Source organism: Planctomyces sp. SH-PL14 (genome assembly GCF_001610835.1).
Taxonomy (GTDB): domain Bacteria; phylum Planctomycetota; class Planctomycetia; order Planctomycetales; family Planctomycetaceae; genus Planctomyces_A.
In genome coordinates this window covers 1,329,348-1,350,997 of sequence record NZ_CP011270.1, presented here as the reverse complement: position 1 = coordinate 1,350,997, position 21,650 = coordinate 1,329,348, and the positions used below count along the sequence as shown (strand labels likewise).

Sequence of the window (21,650 nt, the reverse complement as noted above, 5' to 3'; positions counted from 1 at the left end):
CTCACTCCGCCGGCACCCAGGCGCGGCGGCGTTCGAGGCGGGCGAGGAAGCACGCCATGATCCGGTGGTACAGGTCGTCGCGGAGGATCGAGTCCTCGACACCCTGCTCGATGTTCGGGTTGTCGTTCACTTCGATGACGTAGAAGTTTCCACCCGACTGCTTGACGTCGACCCCGTAGAGGCCGTCGCCGATCAGGTTCGCCGCCTTGAGGGCCACGCTGACCGCCTTGCGGGGGGCGAGCTCGACCGGGAGGGTTTCGTACTTGCCGTAACGGCCGTCGCCCGTCTTTTCCTGCTGGATGATCTGCCAGTGGCCGGGGGCCATGAAGTACTTGCAGGCGAAGAGCGGCCGGCGGTCGAGGATCCCGATCCGCCAGTCGAATTCCGTCGGCAGGAACTCTTGGGCGACGAGCAGCTCGGACTCCTCGAAGAACTCCTTCAGGCGCTCGCGGAGTTCGTCCTCGGTCTTCATTTTGACCACGCCCTGCGAGAAGGCGCTGTCCGGCTTCTTGAGGACCATCGGGAAGCCGAGCTTGGCGACCACCTCGTCGACGTTGTCCTCGTGGAGGACGAGTGTCTTGGGGGTCGGGATCTCGTGCCGCTCCATCAGCTCGGCGAGGAACACCTTGTTGGTGCAGCGGGCGATTGACTGCGGGTCGTCCATGACGACGAGCCCTTCGTTCGCCGCCGTGCGGGAGAAGCGATAGGTGTGGTCGTTGATCCCGGTCGTTTCGCGGATGAACAGGGCGTCGAATTCGAGGAGCCGGCCGTAGTCATCCTTGGAGATGACTTCGACCTCGATCCCCATGCTCGTGCCGGCCTTGATGAACTTCTTGAGGGCCGCTTCGTCCGACGGGGTGTTCTGGGCGGTGGCGTCCCACAGGATCGCCATGTCGTAGCGGCTGCGGGCCTTTTTAGGCTTCGAGACCGCGCGGCCGGAGAAATGCTTCGCGGCCGCCTCGGCGACGAACGGGCGGTGCGACTCCGGGACGTCCTGGCCGCTGATCGCCTTGACGCTGCGGATCGACCACTTTTTGTTCTTGCCGAACTTGACCCGGATCAGCGGGGCCTGGAAGAGGTTGAACAGCTGCAGGGCGAGCCGGTCGTACTTCTTGGCCATGTTCCGGCCGAAGTAGACGCTGAGCTCGAACTCCTCCGAGTGCAGGCTGCCGAGGCACTCCTGGACGAGGTCGTCGAGGTCGTCCGAGACGACCCGGACGATCGATTGGGAGCGGATGTCCTGCAGCGTCTGGATGCTGGGGATCGGCTTGTGGCCGCGGGCCTCCGCCAGCAGGGAGACGTAGTAGCCCGTGCTCTGGTAGCTGTAGGAGCGGCAGAGGTTGAGGACCTTGGCCCCCCGCAGATCGCTGTATTCCGACTGGGTGAGGTAGTCCCAGGCGTCGACGATTTCGACGCCGGGGATCTCGAAGGGCCAGTCCTTCGGGGAATTGGCGACGATCAACGTCGACATCGCTCCGTCCTTGCGCTGCAGTGGCTTTTCGTCCGTACCGTTGTTCGTCGCGACAATCACGTTCCCGTCCCTGGGGGTTCAGTCCGGTCGAGGCGCATCGACCGCGGGTCTCGCTCCGGACCCGTCCGAGTCCGGTGCGGCAATCCAGTCTTTCCGACCTTTCGGTTGGATCACCAGCAGGTTGCTGTCGTAGGTGACCACGCCGAGCATGATTGCACACATCAGCCGGTCGAGGTCAACATCATATTTGCCGTTCGGCGCCGCCAGCGGGTTCGGCTGAAGGGGATCGGCCACCAGGACAGAGCGTTCAATGGCGTCATAACCGCACAGGACCACAAAATGGCCTTGCGGTGTCCCGCCGACGTCGTCCGGTCCGCCGTCCATCGATTCGCGGGGCTCGTTGTACAGATAGGTGGCGCTGAGGCCGGAAATGATCGGGATTGCCCGCTTGAGGTAGCGGCGGAGCAGGTTTCCCGTCATGTCCTCCATCCGGAGGCTCCCCCCCAGGCGGAGGAACTCAAGGTACGCCTGCGACGCGAGTCGCAGCTTGGGAATGTCCTTCAGCTCCATCTGCTTCCGAAGTCGATCGGCGATCGGCGGGCCGCCGGGCTGGAACCACGTCGGGTCGAATACCGTCAGGTTGTAGGTGTAGAGCTTGACCGTGTAGCCGCGGGCCAGGGCGTGGCAGCCGAGGAGCACCGCCAGCGTCCCCCCTTCCGACAGGGCCGGGACTTCGCGGATGAGTTGCGGGAGCGGGACCTCGTCACCGTAGTAATTGTAGATCGCGTGCAGGCACGTCGGACCGCAGGTGTTGTTGTCCGGTTGCGGTGCGATGTCCAGGTGCAGACGACTCTCCATGCGGGGATCGTATTTTGAAATCTCCGTCCCGCAAAGAGCGGTCGTATCGGGATTCGCCAGTATGAAGGAGATGAGAGGCGGGTGGCCGAGGCGATTTCGGCCTGTATTCCCCGTCCGGGCTCCCTAGACTTGATCGGACATCCGGCCTTTGCCCGCCGTTTTGTCGCTCGCGTCTGCTCCTCGTCCCGTACCCGCCCCGACTGACCCCTGTTGTGCCGACGTATGTTCCGCTTTGCCATCGGGAATCTTCGCAGCCGCCCTGTCCGATCCGCCCTGTCGATCCTGGGGCTGACGGTCGCCATTGCCGGGATGGTGGGGCTGTTCTCGATCGCCGGCGGGATCCAGAGCCTGGTCGTTTCGACGTTTGACCAGATCCCGGGGATCCTGGTGCAGCAGCGCGGGGCGCCGTTCCCCCTCTTTTCCAACATGCCCAGCAGTTGGAAGCAGGAGATCGAAAAAGTCCCCGGCGTTCGAGTGGTCAACGCCGAAGTGATGGGGCGGGCCAACATCATCGACGGCAAAAACATCATCAGTCCGCCGCGGTTCCTGATCGGTTTCGACGTCGAGAGCCGGCTGAAGCTGAAGAAAGACGTCTTCCGGGAGGGGCTCAAAAAGGGGCGGTTCCTGGAGCCGGGGGACCGCGGGACCAACCGCTGCGTCGTGAGCCGCCAGATTGCCGACGAATTTCAGAAGGGAATCGGCGACGCTCTGGCGGTGAACGGCGAGAATGTGCTGATCATCGGGATCTACGAATGCGGCTCCCTGCTGCTGGACGTCAACATCCTGTGCGATATCGGGACCTGCCGGAGCATTGCCCGGATCCCGCCCGAGAACGTCTGCTCCTACTACGTCGAGCAGGACGGGACCGTACCGGACAAGGTGCTGACGAAGGCGATCGAGGCCCTGTTCGTCGGCCGCGGGCACTCGCACTGGACTCCGTCGCTGCTGGGGGCCGCTCAGACGAATCCCTTCCAGGACCTGTTCCGCTCGATCGACCTGTGGATCCGGACCGGTGGGCAGGCTGGGACGCCCGTTTCACCTCGAAGCGGCGGCGCACCCGGCTCGAAAGGGGCTACGCCGGCCTCGGCCAGGACGGCGACGGGGGGAGGGACGGAGGGGGCGTCCGCGGTCGAAGTCCGTTCGGCGAACGACTGGGCGGACCGGTTCAATGAGTTCAGCGGAGACCTGAACCTGTTCCTGGGGATCATGACGACGATCGGGCTGGTCATCGCCAGCCTGAGCATCGTGAACACGATGCTGATGAGCGTCACGGAACGGACGATCGAGTTTGGAGTCCTGCGGGCGAACGGCTGGACGCGGAACGACATCGTCAAGCTGGTGACGCTCGAGAGTGCGCTGCTGGGGGCGTGGGGCGGCGTGCTGGGGGCGATCTGCGGATTCATCGCCACCCGCGTGCTGAACTCGATCTGGCCCGACCGTCTGCACCTTCACGCCGGTCCGGGACTGATCCTGCTGGGGCTGGGATGCAGCGTGCTCCTGGGGGTTCTGGGCGGGGCTTACCCGGCGTGGTACGCGGCCCGAATGTCGCCCATGGCGGCGATTCGCCGCGCGGCATAGTGGTGCGACTCTCCGAGTCGCATACCGCCGTTCGGGCGACAGCGGGACTTGTCACTTGGCACGGTGGCGGTTTCGTCTCGTGCGGTTCGGAGAACTGCACCACTATGGGAGCCGCAAGCGCTCGTCCGCCAGATCGAGCCGGTACAGCATCTGGTTGTAGTTGTACCGCTGCGTCGCCGGCGCGGTCGTGAACGTGTTGCAGTAGGTCCCCTCGAAGTAGATCGTCTTCCCGCCGTCCTGGTCGAAGAAGACGTGATGGCAGGGGTTGTAGAACGTCTGCTTGTCGTGCGAGAGAATTTTCACTGCCTTCCGGAAGGGGCCGTGCGGCTCGTCCGCCTCGGAGTAGTAGACCTCTCCGAGCATCGAGGGGCTCTTCTTGTCCTTCGCCAGTTCGACGACGATCAGGATCCATTTCTTCCGGTAAGCGTTCCACTGCACGGTGCCGGTGTGCGGGAAAACCTGCGTCCCGGGCTGGCCGGCGTGTTCGGGGAGGAAATAGGCCTCTTCGGCACGGATCGACTTTTCCTTGAGCCACCGCTGCTCGATGGCGACCGTCACCGGCGGACCGTCCTGCCACTGCCAGTCGAGCGTGCCGTCCGCCCTGCGGCGCGGCGGAACCGACTTGGGATCGGCGGCGGGGTCCATGCAGGACCAGGACCGGAACGCGGCCGGCTTGAGCGCCTCCTCGAGTGTCTTGCGGACTCTCGTCACCGGGAACGGATTGCCGCTGGCCAGGTAGGTCTCGCCGCCGTCTTCGACCGTGATCGGATGATCGCGGAGGAACCGCCATTCTTCGGTCAGCGGGATCTCGGTCCGGACTTCGAACAGGTCCCGGTCGTCGTTATAGACGACCATCCCCTGCTGGAGGGCGTCGGCCAGGCCCTTGCGGCGGGAGAAGCGGGCGACGAGTCGTTCCCGTCCCCCGTTGTCCGGGACGGTCGTCACGCCGTCGATCCAGACGACCCCTTCGGGATTCGCGACTTCGACCATGTCGCGGGCGAATCCGTCCGCGCCGACGAAGTAGTCGTAGTTGATCCCGACCTCCGGCTGGAGGTCCGGGCCCGGGAGCGGCGTTGTCGCGCCCGTCGTCCGGAACCGTCCGAGTGGATACGCAAGACGGTTCGTGTCTCCCCAGAACCAGTGAAGTTTTCCTCGATACGGAACGGCGAGTACCGAGTCCTGGCCGGCGACCTGGGCCGGGCCGCCGGGGGCTTTGAGCGGCGTCTCGTGCCCCAGGAGGACGGAGTCGCGATAGAGATCCCGGCCGGTCAGGCGGTAGAGCCGCTCGGCGATGTTCTGCCGCGGGAGGCGGATCTCCCTCTTTCCGCCAGCTTCGATCCGGATTCGCACTCCGCGAATCCCCAAGCCGTCTTTGGGGGCTTCGTAGCCGTGGCAGTGGATGTCGAAGAAGATCTCTTCGCCGTTGTGGGCCGGTTCGTCGTAGGCGATGCGGCCGGCGTTGTCCGTGATGTGCCGGACGTTGTGGACCGTCTCCAGTTCGACGAGGGGGAGGCCGCGTCCGGAGCTGTCGTCGACGACGCGGATCTCCATGGGAGCCGGTCGCGACTGGGCGGAGACGTGCTGGGCCTGGGCCGAAGCCAGAAGGAGGAGGAATGCGAGCAGGGGCCGGAGCATGGGAGAGCGCATGGAGGAGTTATATGTGTGGAGTCGGGACCGGATCGACCCTGCAAGGGACAAGAACCGGTCCAGGGGCACCCTGGTGGGGAGTGCAGAGGGGCCTGTGTATGTTTTTGGCCCTTTGCCCGCCGGAGGCCGTCTCGCCGGACACCATGGGAAACAGCACGTATCCAAGCGCGGACACCGTGCCGTATGCCCCCTCACCAACGCGCGGTGAGCGCGGAGCGAGTGGGGAGTCCTCAACGCTGGTCCCACAAAGGGGACGTCCGTTGCCTACCACGGTTCCTCGTGGAAGCGCCTCCGGCGGCAAGGGGGCGTGGCCCCCTTGACCCCTGGCTGCCGTGGCACGTTGGGTTTGAGCTATGGGAGTCGCACCGGCAAGTACGCCATCGGCGCGAGCCTGTTTCCCTCCTCTTGAAGTTCCAGTTGCATCCCTCTCCCTCCCGGACTTACGCTCAATCCCGTCTCTGGCCAATGATTTCGAGAGCGGATATGCGCCGAACCGTCCTTTGCCTTTCACTGCTGCTCGTCCTGGTCTCGGTGGCCACCACCGCCGCGCACGCGGCCGATCCACTCCCCAAACCGAACATCGTCCTGTTCCTGGCGGATGACCTCGGCTACGGCGACGTCGGCTGCTACGGCCAGAAACGGATCCCCACCCCGAACATCGACAAACTTGCCGCCGAAGGAATGCGGTTCACGAACTACTACGCGGGTGCGACAGTCTGCGCCCCCTCCCGCTGCGTCCTGATGACCGGGTTCCACGGCGGCCGGACCCTCATCCGCGGGAACTCCAAGCTCAGCCTGCGGGCGGGGGACGTGACGATCGCGGAACTTCTCGGAAAGGCCGGATACCTCAGCGGAATGTTCGGCAAGTGGGGCCTGGGGCAGGAGAACACCTCGGGCCTTCCGACCCAGCAGGGGTTCGACAAGTTCTACGGCTACCTCGACCAGCACCATGCCCACAACTACTACCCGTCGTTCCTGGTCGAAGACCGAAGCCGCGTGAAGCTCAGGAATGTGGTCCCCGGAGACATGGACACCCTCTACGGGACCGGCGTGGCGAGCGAAAAGGTCGACTACGCGCCGGACCTGATCCAGGCCCAGGCGCTGCAGTTCCTGGAGCAGCACCAGAAGGAGCGGTTCTTCCTCTACCTGCCGACCACCCTGCCGCACGCCAACAACGAGGGGAAGAACGCCGGGATGGAGATCCCGGACTTGGGCGAGTTCAAGGACAAGGACTGGCCCGAAAACGAGAAGGCGTTCGCCGCCATGGTCGCCCGGATGGACCGCGACCTCGGGCAGGTGATGCAGAAGCTCAAGGATCTGGGGATCGACGACCAGACGATCGTGATCTTCACCTCGGACAACGGGCCGCACCGCGAAGGGGGGCACGATCCCGACTTCTTCCAGTCGAATGGCGGCCTGCGGGGGATCAAGCGGGCGATGTATGACGGCGGGCTGCGCGTCCCGTTCGTCGTCCGCTGGCCCGGCAAGATCGCTCCCGGAACGGTTTCGCACCACATCAGCTACCACGGTGACGTTGCCGCGACCGCCTGCGAGCTGGCGGGTGTCCCTCCGCTCAACGACTGGGATAGCCTGAGCCTGGTCCCGACGCTCGTTCAGGACCCGACCCGCCAGCGGGAGCACGAGTACCTGTATTGGGAGTTCTACGAGGGGAAGGTCGCGCAGGCCGCCCGGATGGGGAAATGGAAGGGAGTCCGCTACGAAGGCGCGGACAACCCGATCGAGTTGTATGACCTGGAGAGCGACCCGCAGGAGTCGCGGGACGTCGCCAAGTCGACGCCGGACATTGTCCGCCACATGGCGGGGATCTTTTACGAGGCTCACGAGCCGGGCCTCTACTGGTCGCTCGACGGCAAGCGGCCGCCAAACATTCCCGATCCGCGTCCGGAACGCGAGCCGACACCGGCCGGCGCGCCTTCTCCGCCGGGGAAGAAGCCGATCGGGCCGGAACCGGCGCCTGCGGGCAAACCGAAGACGCCGATGCCGCCGGAACCCCGTCCCGGCGCGACTCCGCAGCCGAGCATGCCGCTCCGACCGAAGGCGAAGCCGGCGGAATCCAAGCCCGAGCCGGACGCCGAGAAGCCCGTTGAGGCGGAGAAGGCGAAGCCCAAGGCGGGAACGGCGAAGCCCCGGTGAGGCGGCTGTCGCATCGCTGCATTGGCTCGAACTGCGTCCTTGCCGGCACGGTTCCCATGGCTCAATCCCGACGTGCGACGGTAGCCGGGGTCAAAGGGGCCAAAGAAACAACACAGCCCCCCTTGACCCCGGAGGCACTTCCATGAGGAACCGTGGTAAGCAACGGATGTCCCCTTTGTGGTACCGGCGATGAGGACTCACCGCTCGCTCTAGGATCCCAGCGGGTTGGTGAGGGGGCATTCGGCACGTTGTCCGCGCTTGGAGACGGACTCCTTCAGACATCTCTCGACGGTCAGGCCTCCGGCGGGCAAGGGGGATTCTCCCCCTTGCAACCCCTGACCAGGGTCCCTCTGGACCCAGCTGGCCGAATGACATCGGTTGCGCATTGAGGATCCGTCCGCCTCGACACAATTTCCGCCAATCGGCGAATGCCCCCGAAATCCCCGGCAGCCATCGATGCGGCTTGCCCGTCTCCGGCCGCTTTGCCAGAATCGCCCTGCCTCAAGGAGGTTCGCTCGCTGCGTTGGGGCACAGACAGTTCGCGTATTCGTGTTAAGGATTCGGCTCGATGCGAATGATGAGACGGCGGCTCGTTGCTCTCGGACTTCTCTCCGGTTTTCTCGTCCCGCTCATCGGCTGCGACTCGCCGTCCCCTCCGGCAGCTCCCCCTTCTTCGTCCGCTCTGTCGGACAAGGAGCCCTCCGCCGCTCCCCCCAAGTCCGGGGATTCGCCGCCGCCCGCCGCCCCGATGTCCGAGACCGCGGCTCCCGCGGCTGACCCGTCGGGCGGAAAGGTGACGATCTTCAAACAGACCGAGAAGGTTCCCCCTCTCGAAGAACTGGAAAAGAGGGTCGAGTGGGGCGACAGCCCGATCGTCGACTACCGCAAGCATCTCGCGGACTACCTCGCGACGAAGCCCCAGAAGACCTCGGCGGCGGACGCCCTCAAGCTGCGGAACACGAGCGCCGAGATCAACGCCCAGATCTTGGACGGCCTGGGACGCCCCCCGGCCGCGGAAGGAGACCTCGACGACACAACGCCGTTCAACCGGCATATTCCGGCGGACATCAAGTCGACCAATCCGCTGATGCAGAGTTCGGTCTACGAAGGCTATCTCCTGAACCTGACCGGGATCGGGTTCTTCTCCTTCGACTGGAAACTTGAGCCCGGCGCGGTCTCCGACACGGTCGTCTCCTGGCAGACCAGCAAGGACAAGCTGTACGACAAGGTCGTGATGCGGAGCGACCTGACTTGGAGCGACGGCAAGCCGATCACGGCTCATGACGTCGTCTTCACCTACGAAGTCATCATGACGGACGACATTCCGATTCCGGCGGTCCGGACCGGGATGGAGAAGATCAAGTGGGTCCACGCCTATGACGACCACACGTTCGTCATCGCCCACCGGGAGTCGCTCGTCACGAACGTCTGGAACATGAACTTCCCCGTCATCCCGAAGCACGTCTATGAGAAGACGATTCCGGAAGACAAGACGCTCGTCAGCTCTCCGGCCCATGTGAAGCTGGAAGACGAGCCGGTTGTCGGCGGCGCCTACCGCATCGTCAAGCGGCTCAAGGGGCAGGAGATCCTCCTGGAGCGCCGCGAAGAGTACTACATGCAGAATGGCAAGCAGATCCGCGAGAAGCCCCGCTTCAAGACGGTCCGGCTCCGCGTTCTGGAGGACCGCAACACCGCTCTCCTGGCGTTCAAGAACGGCGACATCGAAGACATCGAGTTGCAGCCCAACCAGTGGGTGACGCAGACGACGGACGACGAGTTCTACCGGCTGGGGACCAAGGTCCGCGGCACGGAATGGACGTACTACTACTTCGGCTGGAACACCAAGACCCCCTTCTTCTCCGACGCCCGGGTCCGTAAGGCGATGTCCTATGCGATGGACTACCGCGAGCTGCTCGAGGACCTGACCTACGGGCTCTACGAACAGTCGGTCGGCGAGTTCCACCCGACGTCGTGGATGGCCCCCGCGACGCCGCGGACGCCCTACAAACAGGACCTCGACAAGGCGGAAGACCTGCTCGATGAAGCGGGCTGGGTCGACAACGACAACGACGGCGTCCGCGAGAAAGTGATCGGCGGCAAGAAGGTGAAGTTCGAGTTTGAGATCATGTGCGCGAACGACGATCTGCGGATCAAGACCTGCACGATCCTCAAGAAGAACCTGGAGAACATCGGCGTCCGCTGCAACGTCCGTCCGACCGAGTTCACCGTCCTGCAGGAGAAGGCCCAGAAGCACGAATTCGAGGCCCAGTTTGCCGGATGGGGAACCGGGACCGATCCCAGCACCACCGAGAACCTCTGGAAGACCGGCGAGCAGCGGAACTACACGCAGTACTCGAATCCCGAAGTCGACAAGCTGTTCGACGAAGGGCGGAAGGAGTTCGACCTCGAGAAGCGGAAGGCGGTGTACCGCAAGATCGACGAGATCCTCTGGGAAGAGCAGCCTTACACCTGGCTCTACTACCGCAGCTCCTTCTACGGCTTCAACAAGCGGCTCCGGGGGTACATGTTCAGTCCCCGCGGTCCCTACAGCTACAGCCCCGGCGTCGATGCGTTCTGGGCGGTGAAGTGAGGCGGCTGTACTGGGGATGCGGGAAAATGGCACTCGTCCCGTGGCCAGCCGCGTTCCGGTAACCCTGCTGACGTCCCTCCTCCATTTCCGGCGTCCGGTTTTGCTCCGACTTATCGTTTGAACCCGCCTTCATGTTCGAGTTCCTTGTCCGACGTCTGCTGATCGGGGTCTTCACCCTGCTTTGCATCACGTTCCTGCTGTACGCCCTGCTGCGGTTCATGCCGGGGACCCCCCTGACACTGAGCCTCTCCGAGGTTGACCCGACCAAGACGATCAGCCTCGAGCAGCTCGAGCAGCTCAAGAAGGTCTATGGCCTCGACAAGCCGTTCTACGAAGCGTACTTCGACTGGCTGAAGCAGCTGGCGCAGGGGGACCTGGGAAGCTCGTTCTCCCACAAGAAGCCGGTCGCCCGCCTGATCGGAGAGCGGATCGGGCCGACGCTCTTCCTGTCGATCACGTCGCTGCTCGTCGCCTACTTTGGCGCAATCCCGATCGGACTGTTTGTCGCGGCCCGGTCGGGAACCCGCGTGGAACGGGGGATCAGCACCGGACTCTACATGCTCTATTCGTTTCCCAACTTCGTGGCCGCCCTGCTGCTGCAGATGTGGGTGGCCCTCAAGATGGGATGGTTTCCGCTGTTCGGCATCGTGAGCGACAACTACGAGTCGCTCTCCACGTTCGGCAAGGTCAAGGACCAGTTCTGGCACCTCATGCTGCCGATGGTCTGCTACACGTACGCGACCCTGGCCTACGACTCCCGGTTCATCAACGCCAATCTCCAGGAAGTGGTCCGGCAGGACTACATCCGGACCGCCAAGGCCAAGGGGCTCACAGGCTGGACGATCATGTTCCGGCACGCCTTTCGGAACACCCTGATTCCGCTCATCACGTCGATCGGCCTGATGCTTCCCTCTCTCGTGAGCGGGGCGGTCATCATCGAGCAGATCTTCAACTGGCCCGGCATCGGACGCATGTTTTTCGAGTCGATCACGGCCCGCGACTATCCGCTTCTGATGGGACTGCTCCTGATGTTCTCGGTCATGACCGTCATCGGTCAGCTCATGGCAGACATCCTGTATGCCATGGTCGATCCCCGTGTCCGTCTGGGGGATCGCTGAGCCATGAGTCCCACCGCCACTTCTCCTGTCACTGCCCCCCCGGCCTCGACCGCCGGTTCGATCGTCGTTCACAAGTCCCCCGGCTTCTGGGCGGAGACCTGGAAACGTTTTCGTCGCCGCAAGCTCGCGATGGCGGCGCTCGTCAGCGTCATTCTCCTGTGCCTCGTCGCGATCCTGTCGCCGGCGATCGCGGGCACGCGGCCGGTCGTCTGCAAATACAAGGGGCAGCTTTACTTCCCCTGCCTGTACTACTTCAACACGAGCTGGCAGAACCCGATCTTCACCAAGGACCGCTTCCGCGGGAAGTTCCATCAGGCACTGAAGGACAAGGACCCCGAGAGCTGGGCGATCTGGCCCCTCTCGTTCAACGATCCGTACTATGCCGTTCAGGGGGACATGTGGCCCGACCGGCCCGCCAACCCCAACCAGAACAACGGCCACCCCAGCGCCCAGAACTGGCTCGGGACGGACCAGACGGGTGTCGACGTCTTCGCGAAGCTCGTTCACGGGACCCGCACGGCGCTCGTGGTCGGATTCATTTCGATGGGGATTGCGGCGGCGATCGGGATTACGCTGGGGGCCATCGGCGGGTACGCCGGCGGCTGGACCGACATGATTATCAGCCGCTTCACCGAAGTGGTGATCTGCATTCCGACACTGGTCCTGATCATCGCCCTGATGGCGCTGCTCAAGGAGCCTACGATCTGGCACATGATGGCCATCATCGGCCTGACCGGCTGGACGAGCATCTCGCGCCTGACGCGGGCCGAGTTTCTACGTCTGCGGGAATCGGATTTCGTCGCGGCGGCCCGCGTGGTCGGCGCCGGGCATCTGCGGATCATCTTCCGCCACATCCTGCCGAACGCGATGGCTCCCGTCCTTGTGCCGATCACGTTCGGCATTGCGGGCGCGATCTTCATCGAGAACGCCCTGACGTTTCTCGGTTTCGGCCCGCCGCCGCCGACGACGAGTTGGGGAGACCTCCTGAAGGACGGCCGGTCCAACTACGACTTGTGGTGGCTGATCGTCTTCCCGGGGATGGCCGTCTTCTTTACGGTCCTTTGTTACAACCTGATTGGCGAAGGGATCCAGGCGGCGACGGATCCGCGGCTCCGGGATGGGCGGAAGTGACAGGAAGGAAGGCGGACCGCCACGGGTGCGTTCGCTGAATGGCGGTGGCGTGCCGGCGGACAGTTGAAACCGGGTCCAGGGGCACCCTGGTGGGGAGTGCAGAGGGGCAACGCCCCTTTGCCCGCCGGAGGCTGTCTCGTCGAGAGATGTCTGAAGGAGAGCGTGTCCAAACGCGGACAACGTGTCGTATGCCCCCTCACCAACCCGCGGTGATTGCAGGGCGAGGGTGGGAGTCCTCAACGCCGATACCACAAAGCGGACATCCGTTGTGTCCCACGGTGCAGCGAGGAAGAGGCCTCCGGCGGCAAGGGGGCCAAGAAAACAACACAGGCCCCCTTGACCCCAGGTGCCGTAGCACGATGGGTTTGAGCTAGCAGCGTCGTGCCGGCAAGGACGTGATTCGAGCGGTCCCACCCGCGGCCGCCTGGCTGCGACTGGATACTTCCGTGCTACCCGAACCGTGTCACCCGGTAGGGCTCCGGATCAATGTGCGGCTTCTCTCCCAGCACCAGCTCCGAAACGAGCTTCCCGGTCGCCGGCGCGAGCGTCACGCCGAGCATACTGTGGCCTGTCGCCAGATACGTGTTGTCGAGGCCCGGCGTGCGGCCGATGATCGGCACGCTGTCGGCGCACATCGGACGCCAGCCGAACCACTCCTCCTGGACCGGCTCGGCTGTCGGGGCTACGAGGTACTCCTTCGCCCCGCGGCGGAGCATGTCGAGCCGGCCGCGGTTCAGTTTGTCGTTGTAGCCGGCAAACTCCATCGTCGAGCCCAGGCGGTAGCCGGAGGCGAACGGCGTCACGGCAACGTGGTACTCCTCCAGGATCATCGGATACGCCGGGCAGGGCTCCGGACGGGCCATCGTGATCGAGTATCCCTTCCCCGGCTGAACCGGGATCGCGCAGCCGAGCTCCGTGCTCAGCTTGGGGGTCCAGGCCCCCATCGCGAAGATGAAGGTGTCCCCTTCGATCTCCCCCTGGTCGGTGACGATCGCCCGGGCGGAACCGTTCTCCTTGCGGATCTGCTTCACCGGGCGGTTCTCGAGGATCGTGACCCCGTGGCTTTCGAGCGTCCGCCGCCAGGCCCCCATCAGGCGGTCCGGCCGCAGGTGCGAGTCGATGTCGTAGAAGTAGGCCCCCGCGAGACCCGGCTGAAGGGCCGGCTCCATGCGGTGCAGCTCGTCCCCGCCGATCCGCCGGGCGCCGACGCCGAAGTGCTCCCGCAGCAGGGCGTCGACGGCGTCGTACTCGGCCAGCATCTTCTCCGTCTTGAAGACGAACAGCATCCCCTTCGCCTCGTGCTCGGTCTCCTGGAGTTCGGAGGCAAGGAGCTCTTTGTAAAGCTCGGCGGAAGACTGGAGGATCGGGTTCAGGGCGTGCCCCGCCTCGATCATGTCCTTCTTGTTGCACTTGGAGGCGAACCGCATCATCCAGCCGAAGAGCGAAAAATCGATCCGCGGCTTGAGGTAGAAGGCCGACGTCCTGTCGAACATCGACTTCAGCGTCTTCTGGATCGCGCCCGGCTTGTTGAGCGGCAGGACGTGGCTGGGGCTGACGTACCCGCAGTTGGCGTGCGACGCGCCGCGGCCGAACTGGGCCCGCTCGACGATCGTCACCTCTTTGCCCGCCTGCCGCAGGTAGTAGGCACAGGCCGAGCCGACCACGCCCCCGCCGACGATCACGACCCGGTTCCCCGGATCGCGGTGGCGAACGATCGCGGGACCGTGGCCGTGACCGCCGTGGCCATGCCCCCCATTCCCGTGACCGTTGTGCTGATCGTGCCCGTGTCCGCCCCCGGATGCGTGTGCTGCACCGCCCATGTCCAGTGTTCCCAATGCCGTCGAATCGAGTGTCCCCGGTCGTCCGGACCGGAGGGCCACCCTCGTGTGGAAGTTCAGGCGGACCGCTCCGAGCTGCCGAGCGCTCTCTCGCCTGCCGCGGCGGTCGCGCCATCATTGGCGCCTCCGCTTCGCGGCGTGATCTCGTTGTTCACGGGAGCGGGCGTCCCGCGGGAGCCAAAACGCGGTCCGTCCTGGCACGCTCCTCGGCTTGGGGGGCGATCATAAGCCGCGGGGGAGCAAACCACAAAAACGCGGCGTGAGTTCTCGCGTCTGACAGTCTGGATTCCCGCCGTCAGGCGGATCGCCGGACGCGGCAGGCAAAGAAAAAGGGAGACCGACGCATGCCGGCCTCCCCTGACGTTCTCTCGCCGACTTTCGGCGGCCCGGTCGTTCTCGTCGAGCCCGACCTACTTCGGCGTCACCTTGATCTCCGCCTTCTCGATCTTCTGGTCCTGCAGCGGACGGTCGTCGGCGTTCGTCTTCGACTTGCCGATCTTGAGGACCGCCTGGAGGCTGGCGTCGTCCGCCGTCTTGCCGAAGCCGGTGTACTGGTTGTCGAGGTGCGGCACGCGCCCCAGGCAGAGGAAGAACTGCGAGCCGGCGGAGTTCGGGTCGCTCGTGCGGGCCATCGACAGGACCCCCGCCTCATGGAGCCTCTTGTTGAACTCCGCCTTCACGTTGTAGCCGGGGCCGCCGGTCCCGGTCCCCTTCGGGCAGCCCGCCTGGATCACGAACCCGTCGATGACGCGGTGGAAGATGATCCCGTTGTAGAAGCCGCTCCGCACCAGGCCGATGATGTTCCGACAGTGCAGGGGGGCGACATCGGGCCAGAGGTCCAGGACGATCTTTCCGGCCGTGGTCGTGAACTCGACCTGATACGTGTTCTTGTCGAAGTCGACGTCCTTCGTGTTGGTCTCGACGTCGGCCTTGTAGTTCTTCGTCCCAAACATGAATCGTCCTGTGGCTGCCCCCGACCTCACAACCTGCCACGAAGCAGACGGAGCACGGAGTCGGTGCGTCAATGGGCGAGGATAACGGACGACTCCGGGAGCGTCATCGTCCACACGGTTCAAAGCGGGCAATCGCCGAAAGCAATTGGAGGCCCGTCTTCATCTCACGTTCAGGCGGTCATGATCGCCGCCGTGTCGCAAAAAGGAAAGGGGGCTCGTCCCCGGGAAAAAAGGCCGCTTCCGTCTCAGTCCGCCCGCGCGGTCTGGATGTCGTCGAAGGTGTGGGGAACACCCACCGGGGAGAACCGCCCCGCAGCTCGCGAGCGGCCCCGTTCCACCGAGCTCGTCTTCTTGTCGACGCTGTCACGGGGCTTCACCGGCTCCCACTTCAGCCCGCCTCCCGCTCCGCCGTTGTCGAGCGGCTCACCGAGGAGGCTGGTCCGGGGGGCGGTCGGCGGATTGGGGACGGAGATCGACGGCATCGTCTCCGGCTGGGCGGCGGTCTGCGGAACGTAGATCCCGCTCTGCACGTAGGTCATCTGCGGCTGCGGGACGACGACCGTGTGGTACTGCGGAATCCGCTCGACCGTCTGGACCGCGACGTCGCGATACTGGATCTGCGACTGCATGACCGTCTGGGGAACGACCTTCGTGACCGGCCGCGGCACCCAGACCTGCTGGTAGCTCCCCTGGTCGACGGTGACCTGGTTGTAGGTCGTCACCGGGACGTTGACCGACACCGCCTGCCGCTGGATCTGCGTTCGCGGCACGTCCTGGAACGAGACGACCGGCTGCACCGAGGGGCCGCAGGCGGAGGGGACCGGGGCCATGAGCATCGGCTGGGCGGGGGCGACGGGCATCGCCGGCGCGATGACGTTGCCGCAGCAACTGGGGCCGATCGACATCGGGACGCCGGCCTGCCAGGGGATCATCGGCGGAGCGACGGGACCGCAGCAGCCGCGGCCGCGCTGGCGGACCTTGTAGACCATCCGGTAGTTCGCGTCCGCGACCTGGACGGAACCGACAACAGCCAGAGAGAGAGCGATGTGGCTCAGCTTCGACATGACCGGCACTCGGGACGACTCGGGAGCGGCGCCCGTCGGGGGCGTCCGCATGTTCGTCCATCGGTGCCGGTCTCGGCACCGCTGCATTCTATCGCGGCACCCGGCCAAGGATGCCGATGGGACCCGGGACCGGGCCCTTTAACCCCTACCACCGGAACTTTCCGTACGGAGCGTAGTACTCGGGGGACAGGAACCAGTTGTACCGGTAGTCGGTGTAGCGGTAGATCCACTGCTCGGGGTGGGCGAACAGGAACGGCTGGTACAGCGACGGCGTCGGGTCGGGAACGACCTGTGGCGTGTATTCCTTGTGGACCGTCGTCGGACGCATCTGCCCGAAGAGGATCTCCATGGCCGCTTCATGGCGATAGCCAGGATTCGCCAGGTATTCCGTGTAGCTGAACGGGATCGAATCGTAGACCTCCCGGTAGGTCTTTCCGTTCGTCCGCGCGGCGTCGGCGGCGACCTTCGCCGGGACGATCAGGATGCCGTGGCCGGTATCGCGGACCGCCGTTCCCGGCATCGGGGGAGTCGGAAGGACCGGGGCGCTCGGCGGCGGCGGATCGCTGGGGAGATCCGCGGCGGTGGACGACGGGGCTGCCGGTTCCGGAAGGAACAGTTGCGCCTCTTCGGCGGTCCGCGGCTCCGGAACGGAACGGCTCGCGCCGCCGCGTCCCTGGGCCATCCGCGAGGATCCGGCGTTGATCGAGACCGTCCATTCCTGGCCGGACTTGTCCCGCACCGTCTGGTCGATCCCCTCCGCGGCTCCCGTTCCCGCGAGGAGGAGGCCGACGGCCCCCAGCGCTCTCCACGTTCCGTTGATGGCTGACTTCATCGCACGACTCCCTTGGATCGACTCATCTGAGCCGTTCACGCTAGGAGGGGGCCGTCACGAATGTCAAAACCGGAGTCTTTGGCCGTCCAGATTTTACAAAAATTCCGAAATCAATTTGCTCCAACCGGAACTGCCTCGCCTAACGAGGCGGCCGCCTTGCGGACGGCGGGCAGATCGATCGGCTTTCCGGCCTCCGGAGCAGGGAACGGGTGGACGCTCCACTCCTCGGTGAACGAGGCCGCTTCGCCCGCCGCCAGCCGCTCCCGCGGGCCGATCGGTTCGAGCTCGATCCGCGGTCCTTCGGGATACCAGACCGAGAGGGTCAGGCCGGCCGCTTCGTTGTAGACCCGGTCCGGCGAGACCGCGAAGCGCTTCACGAACAGGTTCCCCTTCGACATGACGTACGCCAGCCAGCCCGCCTGCGAGTCGAAGCCGAGCTTCGGCTTGCGGGGGGGAGAAACGATTTCCAGGAAGCCGTCCCGTTCGCGGATCTTTTCGTCCGTGTTCCGGACGTTGATGATCGCGCTCTCTTCATACATGGCGTAACGGCTCGGGAAGCGGCTCTGTCCGGCGAGGGGAATCAGGCAGACACCGCCCCCCGGTGAGAACGACCGGCCCCAGTGGCAGACCTCGCGGGTTTCACTGGAGATGTTCACCATCGTCTGCCGGCACAGGAGCCGCACCGGCGCCTTCGCGTCGCTCTGCACGAGCGAAAAATCGCGGAAGAGCTGGATCCCCGATGCCGCGTCCGGGCGGCTGGTCAGCCGGGCCGAGTGCGGACCGGTGATCTCCGCAGTCCACGGTCCGGACCACAGAATCGGATGCTGGGGGACCGTCAGCTCCGGACCGAAGTCGAACCGCCCCGCCGACGCCGGGGAGGGCTGGCCGGGCTTCCACTCCTTCTCGCGGTCTTCGAGGTACATCGATTCGACGCCGTCGACCGAGAACGACAGGACCCGCCCGCCGGCCTCGGGACACAGGATCGCCTTCGCACCGCCGAGCGTCAGCTCGACCGCGCCGCTGTAGTTGGCGAAGGGTTGGAAGCGGGCGTGTTCCGATTCCGCTCCCCGGTACGACGTCAGGACGGTTTCGTTGAACGCGTCGCGGACGTCCGATCCGTCGCTGTTGCCGAACTCCGACCGCTGGATCATCAGGACGAGGATCAGCCCCCGCCGCGGATCGGTCCAGCCCTGCGTGCCGTGCGCGCCCCCGTGGCCGTAGGTCCCCGGCATCAGGTGCCGCGTCACCCCCTGCGGCTGTTTGAGGTGGCACCACCCGAGAGCCCAGCCGTTCCCCGGCGTGAAGCCGGTCACGAGCGTCGGCGTCTGGTCGGCCAGCATCGCCCGGACGGTCTCGGCCTTGAGGATCCGGACTCCCTCGCGCTCGCCGTCGTTCAGGATCGCCTCATAAAAGCGGGCCATGTCGGCCGCGGTGGAGTAGAGGCCGCCCGATGGGTTCGGCGTCGACTTCGACGACGTCGGATCGGGGATCTCAACCTTCACGAGCGAGCCCTTTTCCTTCCCGGGTTTGTAAGTCGCGGCGAGCCGCGCGGCGCGGGGGGCATCGAGCCGGAAGGTGGTGTCGACCATCCCCAGCGGCTTGCAGATGTGAGCTTCGATGTAGTCCGCGAAGCTCTCGCCCGAGACGATCTCGACGATCCGCCCGGCGACCGTCAGCCCGCTGCTGTACTGCCACTGCGAATCGGGGCGGAAGACGAGCGGTTTGGAACCGATCCCGTCGCAGATCTGCTCCAGCGACCGGTCCTGGAACTCGCCGCGCTCCGGCTGGGCCAGTCCGGCGGTGTGCGTGAGAACCTGCCGGATCGTGACATCGGGGACCGCGTCGCCCGCCGCGGTCTTCTGTCCCTTGAAGGCGGGGATGTACTTGCTGACCGGATCATCGACGGAGACCTTTCCCTGTTCGACGAGCTGAATCAGGGCGACGGCGGTGACCGGCTTCGTCATCGAGGCGACGCGGAAGATCGTGTCCGCCGCCATCGGCCGGGCGCTCTCCCGGTCCGCCATTCCGACCGCGACGACGTGCGGCGTCCCGTCCCGCGTTGCGACGAGACCGACCGCTCCGGCGATCTGACCCCGGTCGATGAAGTCCTGGAACCTGGCCGTGAGCCGGGCGGGGAGTTCCGGGTCGAACTTCGGTTCTCCGGCCGAAGCGGGCCGTGGTCCGGCGAGGACCACCCAGACGATCGCGAGCAACCAACCGTAGCGCATGAGTTCTTGCTCCCTGAGGCGGTGATGTCCGCCGCATTCTGCGCGGGACTGGGACAAAACCAAAGCGAGAGTTACTGAGCCACAGAATGAGCCTTGCGCCGACGCCCTCTCTCCGCTCTGCGGGTTCCCCAGGAGAAGAGGTTGGAAACGCAGAGGCACAGAGGACACGGAGAGGAGAGAGCCCGGAGGAGAGGACGGGGGGGGGGGGGAATCGCCTTCTGGCCCTGATCTGTGTCCATCCGTGTTCATCTGTGGCTCCCACTCTCTCCCGAAGAACGGCGCGAACGTCTGCTTTCCCGCCGTCCCTCTCCGTGTCCTCTGTGTCTCTGTGTTTCAAAAACCCGAAGGCTTATGAAACTCAACAACCTTGGCGCGGCTGATCCGCGAGCCTGCCCTGGGGAAGCGCCAGACTCGGCTTCCCGCACCGTTCAATCGTTGGCTCAATCGCCACGGATGAACACAGATGCACGCAGGTCGAAGAGCCTCTCCTGGCTTCCGCGTTGGTCCTGGCCATTCCCCGTCAGCGAGTTCTCGATGGCGCCCTGTCTCGCGAAAGTTCGTTCCGGATGACCTCCAGAAGCGACGTCTCGGGCGAGGCGGAGTCCTGCGTGATCTCCCAGAACATGACTCCGCCCAGTTTTTTGTCCTGAATGAGCTGCAGCTTCCTGCGGATCGTCGCCGGGCTGTTGAAGGCGTAGCCGTCGATGACGTCACCGGTCGCCATCCGACGCGAGTTCGACATGAGTTCGCCGTACGTCCGCGCATCTCCCTTGGCGTTGCGCCCGTAGAACGGGACGCCGGCGACGATCTTCTCCGGTGGGCAGCCGCGCGCTGTGAGCCGCTCGATGTCCTTTTCGAGCTGCTCGACCGTCGACTGCGGAAATGGCTGGTCGTACGACATCAGGTGGACACGATCGACGGCGCGGTAAGCCTCTTCCGGCAGATCGAGCCAGGCTGGGACCGCCATCGTCACGAGGCGTTTGTCGTCCGCGAAAGCCTCGCGAGTCTCGCGGAGGAGCGTCGTCAGGGAGGCCAATTGATCGGGGCCTTCGGGATGTTCCCAGTCGTAGTCGACTCCGTCGAAGCCGTTCGTCCGGCAGTAGGCCGCCAGGGCCTGGATGAACGCCGCCCGTTCGGTCTTGTCCGCCGTGATCCGCGGGAAGGCGGTGGAGCGATCCCAACCCCCGACACAGACGAGAATCCGCTGCGGACCGAGCTTTCGAAGCTCCTTGAGCCGCTCGGCAACGCCCTCGGGAAGCGGCGGGAGCGGGAGGGCGGAAGGCCCGTTCAGCGCCAGGCCGAAATAGACGAGATCGGTCACCGCTCCGAGTCGGTCCGGTTTCCATCCGTCGACCTTGTACTCAGGGAGGTATCCGACGACGACCGGCCGGGGAGCGGCAGGCGGATCGGCCGCGGGCACACCGAGAGGAGCCAGGGCGGCGATGAGAAGCGCCAGGACCGGAAACGTTCTTCGGATCGCCATGGAAATCTCCGCGGGGCTGTCTGAGCGGGCGCGCGTCTCGTGTAGTTTCGAACCGCTCCCGCCGCAAGACAGGCGGCCGTAGGTCCCCGCGGGAAGGGGCGTGCCTTATCATGCCGGCACCCAGTCCCATCCAGCCCCTCCTTCGATCCTCAGGAACCTGTTCCGTGGACGCACGCCAGGCGATTCGCACGCAACTGGAACTCTCGCAGTTCGTCTGCCTCGGCTATCTCGAGGACTTGTCGGACGGCGACCTGCTGCTCCGGCCCCACCCGGGGGCGAACCACATCAACTGGCAGGTGGGCCACCTCGTCGGCTCCGAGCACAACCACATCGGCCGGTTCGCTCCCGGCCAGATGCCCCAGCTTCCGGACCGGCTTCCTGAGCTGTATTCCCGCGAGGCGGTCCAGGTGGACGACCCGGCCCTTCTGCTGCCCAAGGCGGTTCTGCTCGATGCGTTCCGGCAGCAGCGGGCCGCCACGCTCCGTCTTCTTGAAGCCGCGAGCGATGCGGACCTCGATATCCCGACGGGCGTCCCTTACGCCCCGACGCGGGGGGCGATGTTCGCCATGCAGGGGAGCCACTGGCTGATGCACAGCGGCCAGTGGGTCATCGTCCGCCGGATGCTGGGGAAGGGGGCGATGTTCTGAACGAGGCGAGGGGCTTCCGAGGAAGCGTACCGGGCCGCAGCAGAAAGACTTGTGTTTC

The 21,650-nt window shown here is 65.2% G+C and carries 15 protein-coding genes; 6 read left to right on the top strand and 9 right to left on the bottom strand.

Going from position 1 to position 21,650, the window contains the following annotated elements; genetic code table 11:
* Position 1 precedes the first annotated feature (1 nt).
* Positions 2–1,531, bottom strand: a complete 1,530-nt coding sequence (locus VT03_RS05310; protein ID WP_197489205.1) for a RimK family protein — start codon at positions 1,529–1,531, stop codon at positions 2–4.
* 18 nt (positions 1,532–1,549) lie between these two features.
* The gene (locus VT03_RS05305) at positions 1,550–2,329 is read right to left on the bottom strand and encodes a cysteine peptidase family C39 domain-containing protein (RefSeq protein WP_075092027.1); all 780 of its coding nucleotides are present in this window, start codon (positions 2,327–2,329) and stop codon (positions 1,550–1,552) included.
* Between the two features lie 222 nt (positions 2,330–2,551).
* On the opposite strand from VT03_RS05305, the gene VT03_RS05300 reads away from it, so the two are divergent.
* A complete protein-coding gene (locus VT03_RS05300) occupies positions 2,552–3,907 on the top strand; it encodes an ABC transporter permease (protein ID WP_075092026.1) in 1,356 nt (451 codons plus the stop codon).
* A 102-nt stretch (positions 3,908–4,009) separates the two neighbouring features.
* Here the strand turns inward: VT03_RS05300 and VT03_RS05295 are convergent, their stop codons facing one another.
* Positions 4,010–5,554: a hypothetical protein gene (locus VT03_RS05295; protein ID WP_156514305.1), complete on the bottom strand. Its 1,545-nt coding sequence runs from the start codon at positions 5,552–5,554 to the stop codon at positions 4,010–4,012.
* Positions 5,555–6,037: 483 nt separating this feature from the next.
* On the opposite strand from VT03_RS05295, the gene VT03_RS05290 reads away from it, so the two are divergent.
* The 4 genes from VT03_RS05290 to VT03_RS05275 all read left to right on the top strand — a co-directional run bounded on the left by VT03_RS05290 (position 6,038) and on the right by VT03_RS05275 (position 12,547).
* Entirely contained in the window at positions 6,038–7,708 is a 1,671-nt protein-coding gene (locus VT03_RS05290) for an arylsulfatase (protein ID WP_075092024.1), read from the top strand.
* Between the two features lie 568 nt (positions 7,709–8,276).
* Positions 8,277–10,298: an ABC transporter substrate-binding protein gene (locus VT03_RS05285; RefSeq protein WP_075092023.1), complete on the top strand. Its 2,022-nt coding sequence runs from the start codon at positions 8,277–8,279 to the stop codon at positions 10,296–10,298.
* A gap of 131 nt (positions 10,299–10,429) precedes the next feature.
* Positions 10,430–11,416, top strand: a complete 987-nt coding sequence (locus tag VT03_RS05280; protein WP_075092022.1) for an ABC transporter permease — start codon at positions 10,430–10,432, stop codon at positions 11,414–11,416.
* Positions 11,417–11,419: 3 nt separating this feature from the next.
* Positions 11,420–12,547, top strand: coding sequence for an ABC transporter permease (locus VT03_RS05275; RefSeq protein ID WP_082845956.1), 1,128 nt, complete (start codon positions 11,420–11,422; stop codon positions 12,545–12,547).
* A 449-nt stretch (positions 12,548–12,996) separates the two neighbouring features.
* On the opposite strand, the gene VT03_RS05270 is transcribed toward VT03_RS05275, so the two are convergent.
* From VT03_RS05270 to VT03_RS05245, 6 genes are all read right to left on the bottom strand, one after another.
* Positions 12,997–14,367: an NAD(P)/FAD-dependent oxidoreductase gene (locus VT03_RS05270; RefSeq protein WP_082845955.1), complete on the bottom strand. Its 1,371-nt coding sequence runs from the start codon at positions 14,365–14,367 to the stop codon at positions 12,997–12,999.
* Between the two features lie 428 nt (positions 14,368–14,795).
* Positions 14,796–15,338, bottom strand: a complete 543-nt coding sequence (locus VT03_RS05265; RefSeq protein WP_075092021.1) for a peptidylprolyl isomerase — start codon at positions 15,336–15,338, stop codon at positions 14,796–14,798.
* Between the two features lie 245 nt (positions 15,339–15,583).
* A complete protein-coding gene (locus VT03_RS05260) occupies positions 15,584–16,402 on the bottom strand; it encodes a hypothetical protein (protein WP_075092020.1) in 819 nt (272 codons plus the stop codon).
* A 145-nt stretch (positions 16,403–16,547) separates the two neighbouring features.
* Positions 16,548–17,234, bottom strand: a complete 687-nt coding sequence (locus VT03_RS05255) for a hypothetical protein (RefSeq protein WP_075092019.1) — start codon at positions 17,232–17,234, stop codon at positions 16,548–16,550.
* A 110-nt stretch (positions 17,235–17,344) separates the two neighbouring features.
* Positions 17,345–19,462 carry a serine hydrolase gene (locus VT03_RS05250; RefSeq protein WP_075092018.1) on the bottom strand — a complete coding sequence of 706 codons (2,118 nt, stop codon included), beginning with the start codon at positions 19,460–19,462 and terminating at the stop codon, positions 17,345–17,347.
* A 520-nt stretch (positions 19,463–19,982) separates the two neighbouring features.
* The gene (locus VT03_RS05245) at positions 19,983–20,945 is read right to left on the bottom strand and encodes a glycoside hydrolase family 18 protein (RefSeq protein WP_075092017.1); all 963 of its coding nucleotides are present in this window, start codon (positions 20,943–20,945) and stop codon (positions 19,983–19,985) included.
* Between the two features lie 164 nt (positions 20,946–21,109).
* Here VT03_RS05245 and VT03_RS05240 point away from each other — a divergent pair, with 164 nt between their 5' ends.
* A complete protein-coding gene (locus tag VT03_RS05240; RefSeq protein ID WP_075092016.1) occupies positions 21,110–21,592 on the top strand; it encodes a DinB family protein in 483 nt (160 codons plus the stop codon).
* The last annotated feature ends 58 nt before the right edge of the window (positions 21,593–21,650 follow it).

What these genes read in the sequence shown, in the direction of transcription:
- VT03_RS05305 (WP_075092027.1), bottom strand. Translation starts at nt 2,329, where the DNA reads ATGGAGAGTCGTCTGCACCTGGACATCGCACCGCAACCGGACAACAAC.
- VT03_RS05300 (WP_075092026.1), top strand. Translation starts at nt 2,552, where the DNA reads ATGTTCCGCTTTGCCATCGGGAATCTTCGCAGCCGCCCTGTCCGATCC.
- VT03_RS05295 (WP_156514305.1), bottom strand. Translation starts at nt 5,554, where the DNA reads ATGCGCTCTCCCATGCTCCGGCCCCTGCTCGCATTCCTCCTCCTTCTG.
- VT03_RS05290 (WP_075092024.1), top strand. Translation starts at nt 6,038, where the DNA reads ATGCGCCGAACCGTCCTTTGCCTTTCACTGCTGCTCGTCCTGGTCTCG.
- VT03_RS05285 (WP_075092023.1), top strand. Translation starts at nt 8,277, where the DNA reads ATGCGAATGATGAGACGGCGGCTCGTTGCTCTCGGACTTCTCTCCGGT.
- VT03_RS05280 (WP_075092022.1), top strand. Translation starts at nt 10,430, where the DNA reads ATGTTCGAGTTCCTTGTCCGACGTCTGCTGATCGGGGTCTTCACCCTG.
- VT03_RS05275 (WP_082845956.1), top strand. Translation starts at nt 11,420, where the DNA reads ATGAGTCCCACCGCCACTTCTCCTGTCACTGCCCCCCCGGCCTCGACC.
- VT03_RS05270 (WP_082845955.1), bottom strand. Translation starts at nt 14,367, where the DNA reads ATGGGCGGTGCAGCACACGCATCCGGGGGCGGACACGGGCACGATCAG.
- VT03_RS05265 (WP_075092021.1), bottom strand. Translation starts at nt 15,338, where the DNA reads ATGTTTGGGACGAAGAACTACAAGGCCGACGTCGAGACCAACACGAAG.
- VT03_RS05260 (WP_075092020.1), bottom strand. Translation starts at nt 16,402, where the DNA reads ATGTCGAAGCTGAGCCACATCGCTCTCTCTCTGGCTGTTGTCGGTTCC.
- VT03_RS05255 (WP_075092019.1), bottom strand. Translation starts at nt 17,234, where the DNA reads ATGAAGTCAGCCATCAACGGAACGTGGAGAGCGCTGGGGGCCGTCGGC.
- VT03_RS05250 (WP_075092018.1), bottom strand. Translation starts at nt 19,462, where the DNA reads ATGCGCTACGGTTGGTTGCTCGCGATCGTCTGGGTGGTCCTCGCCGGA.
- VT03_RS05245 (WP_075092017.1), bottom strand. Translation starts at nt 20,945, where the DNA reads ATGGCGATCCGAAGAACGTTTCCGGTCCTGGCGCTTCTCATCGCCGCC.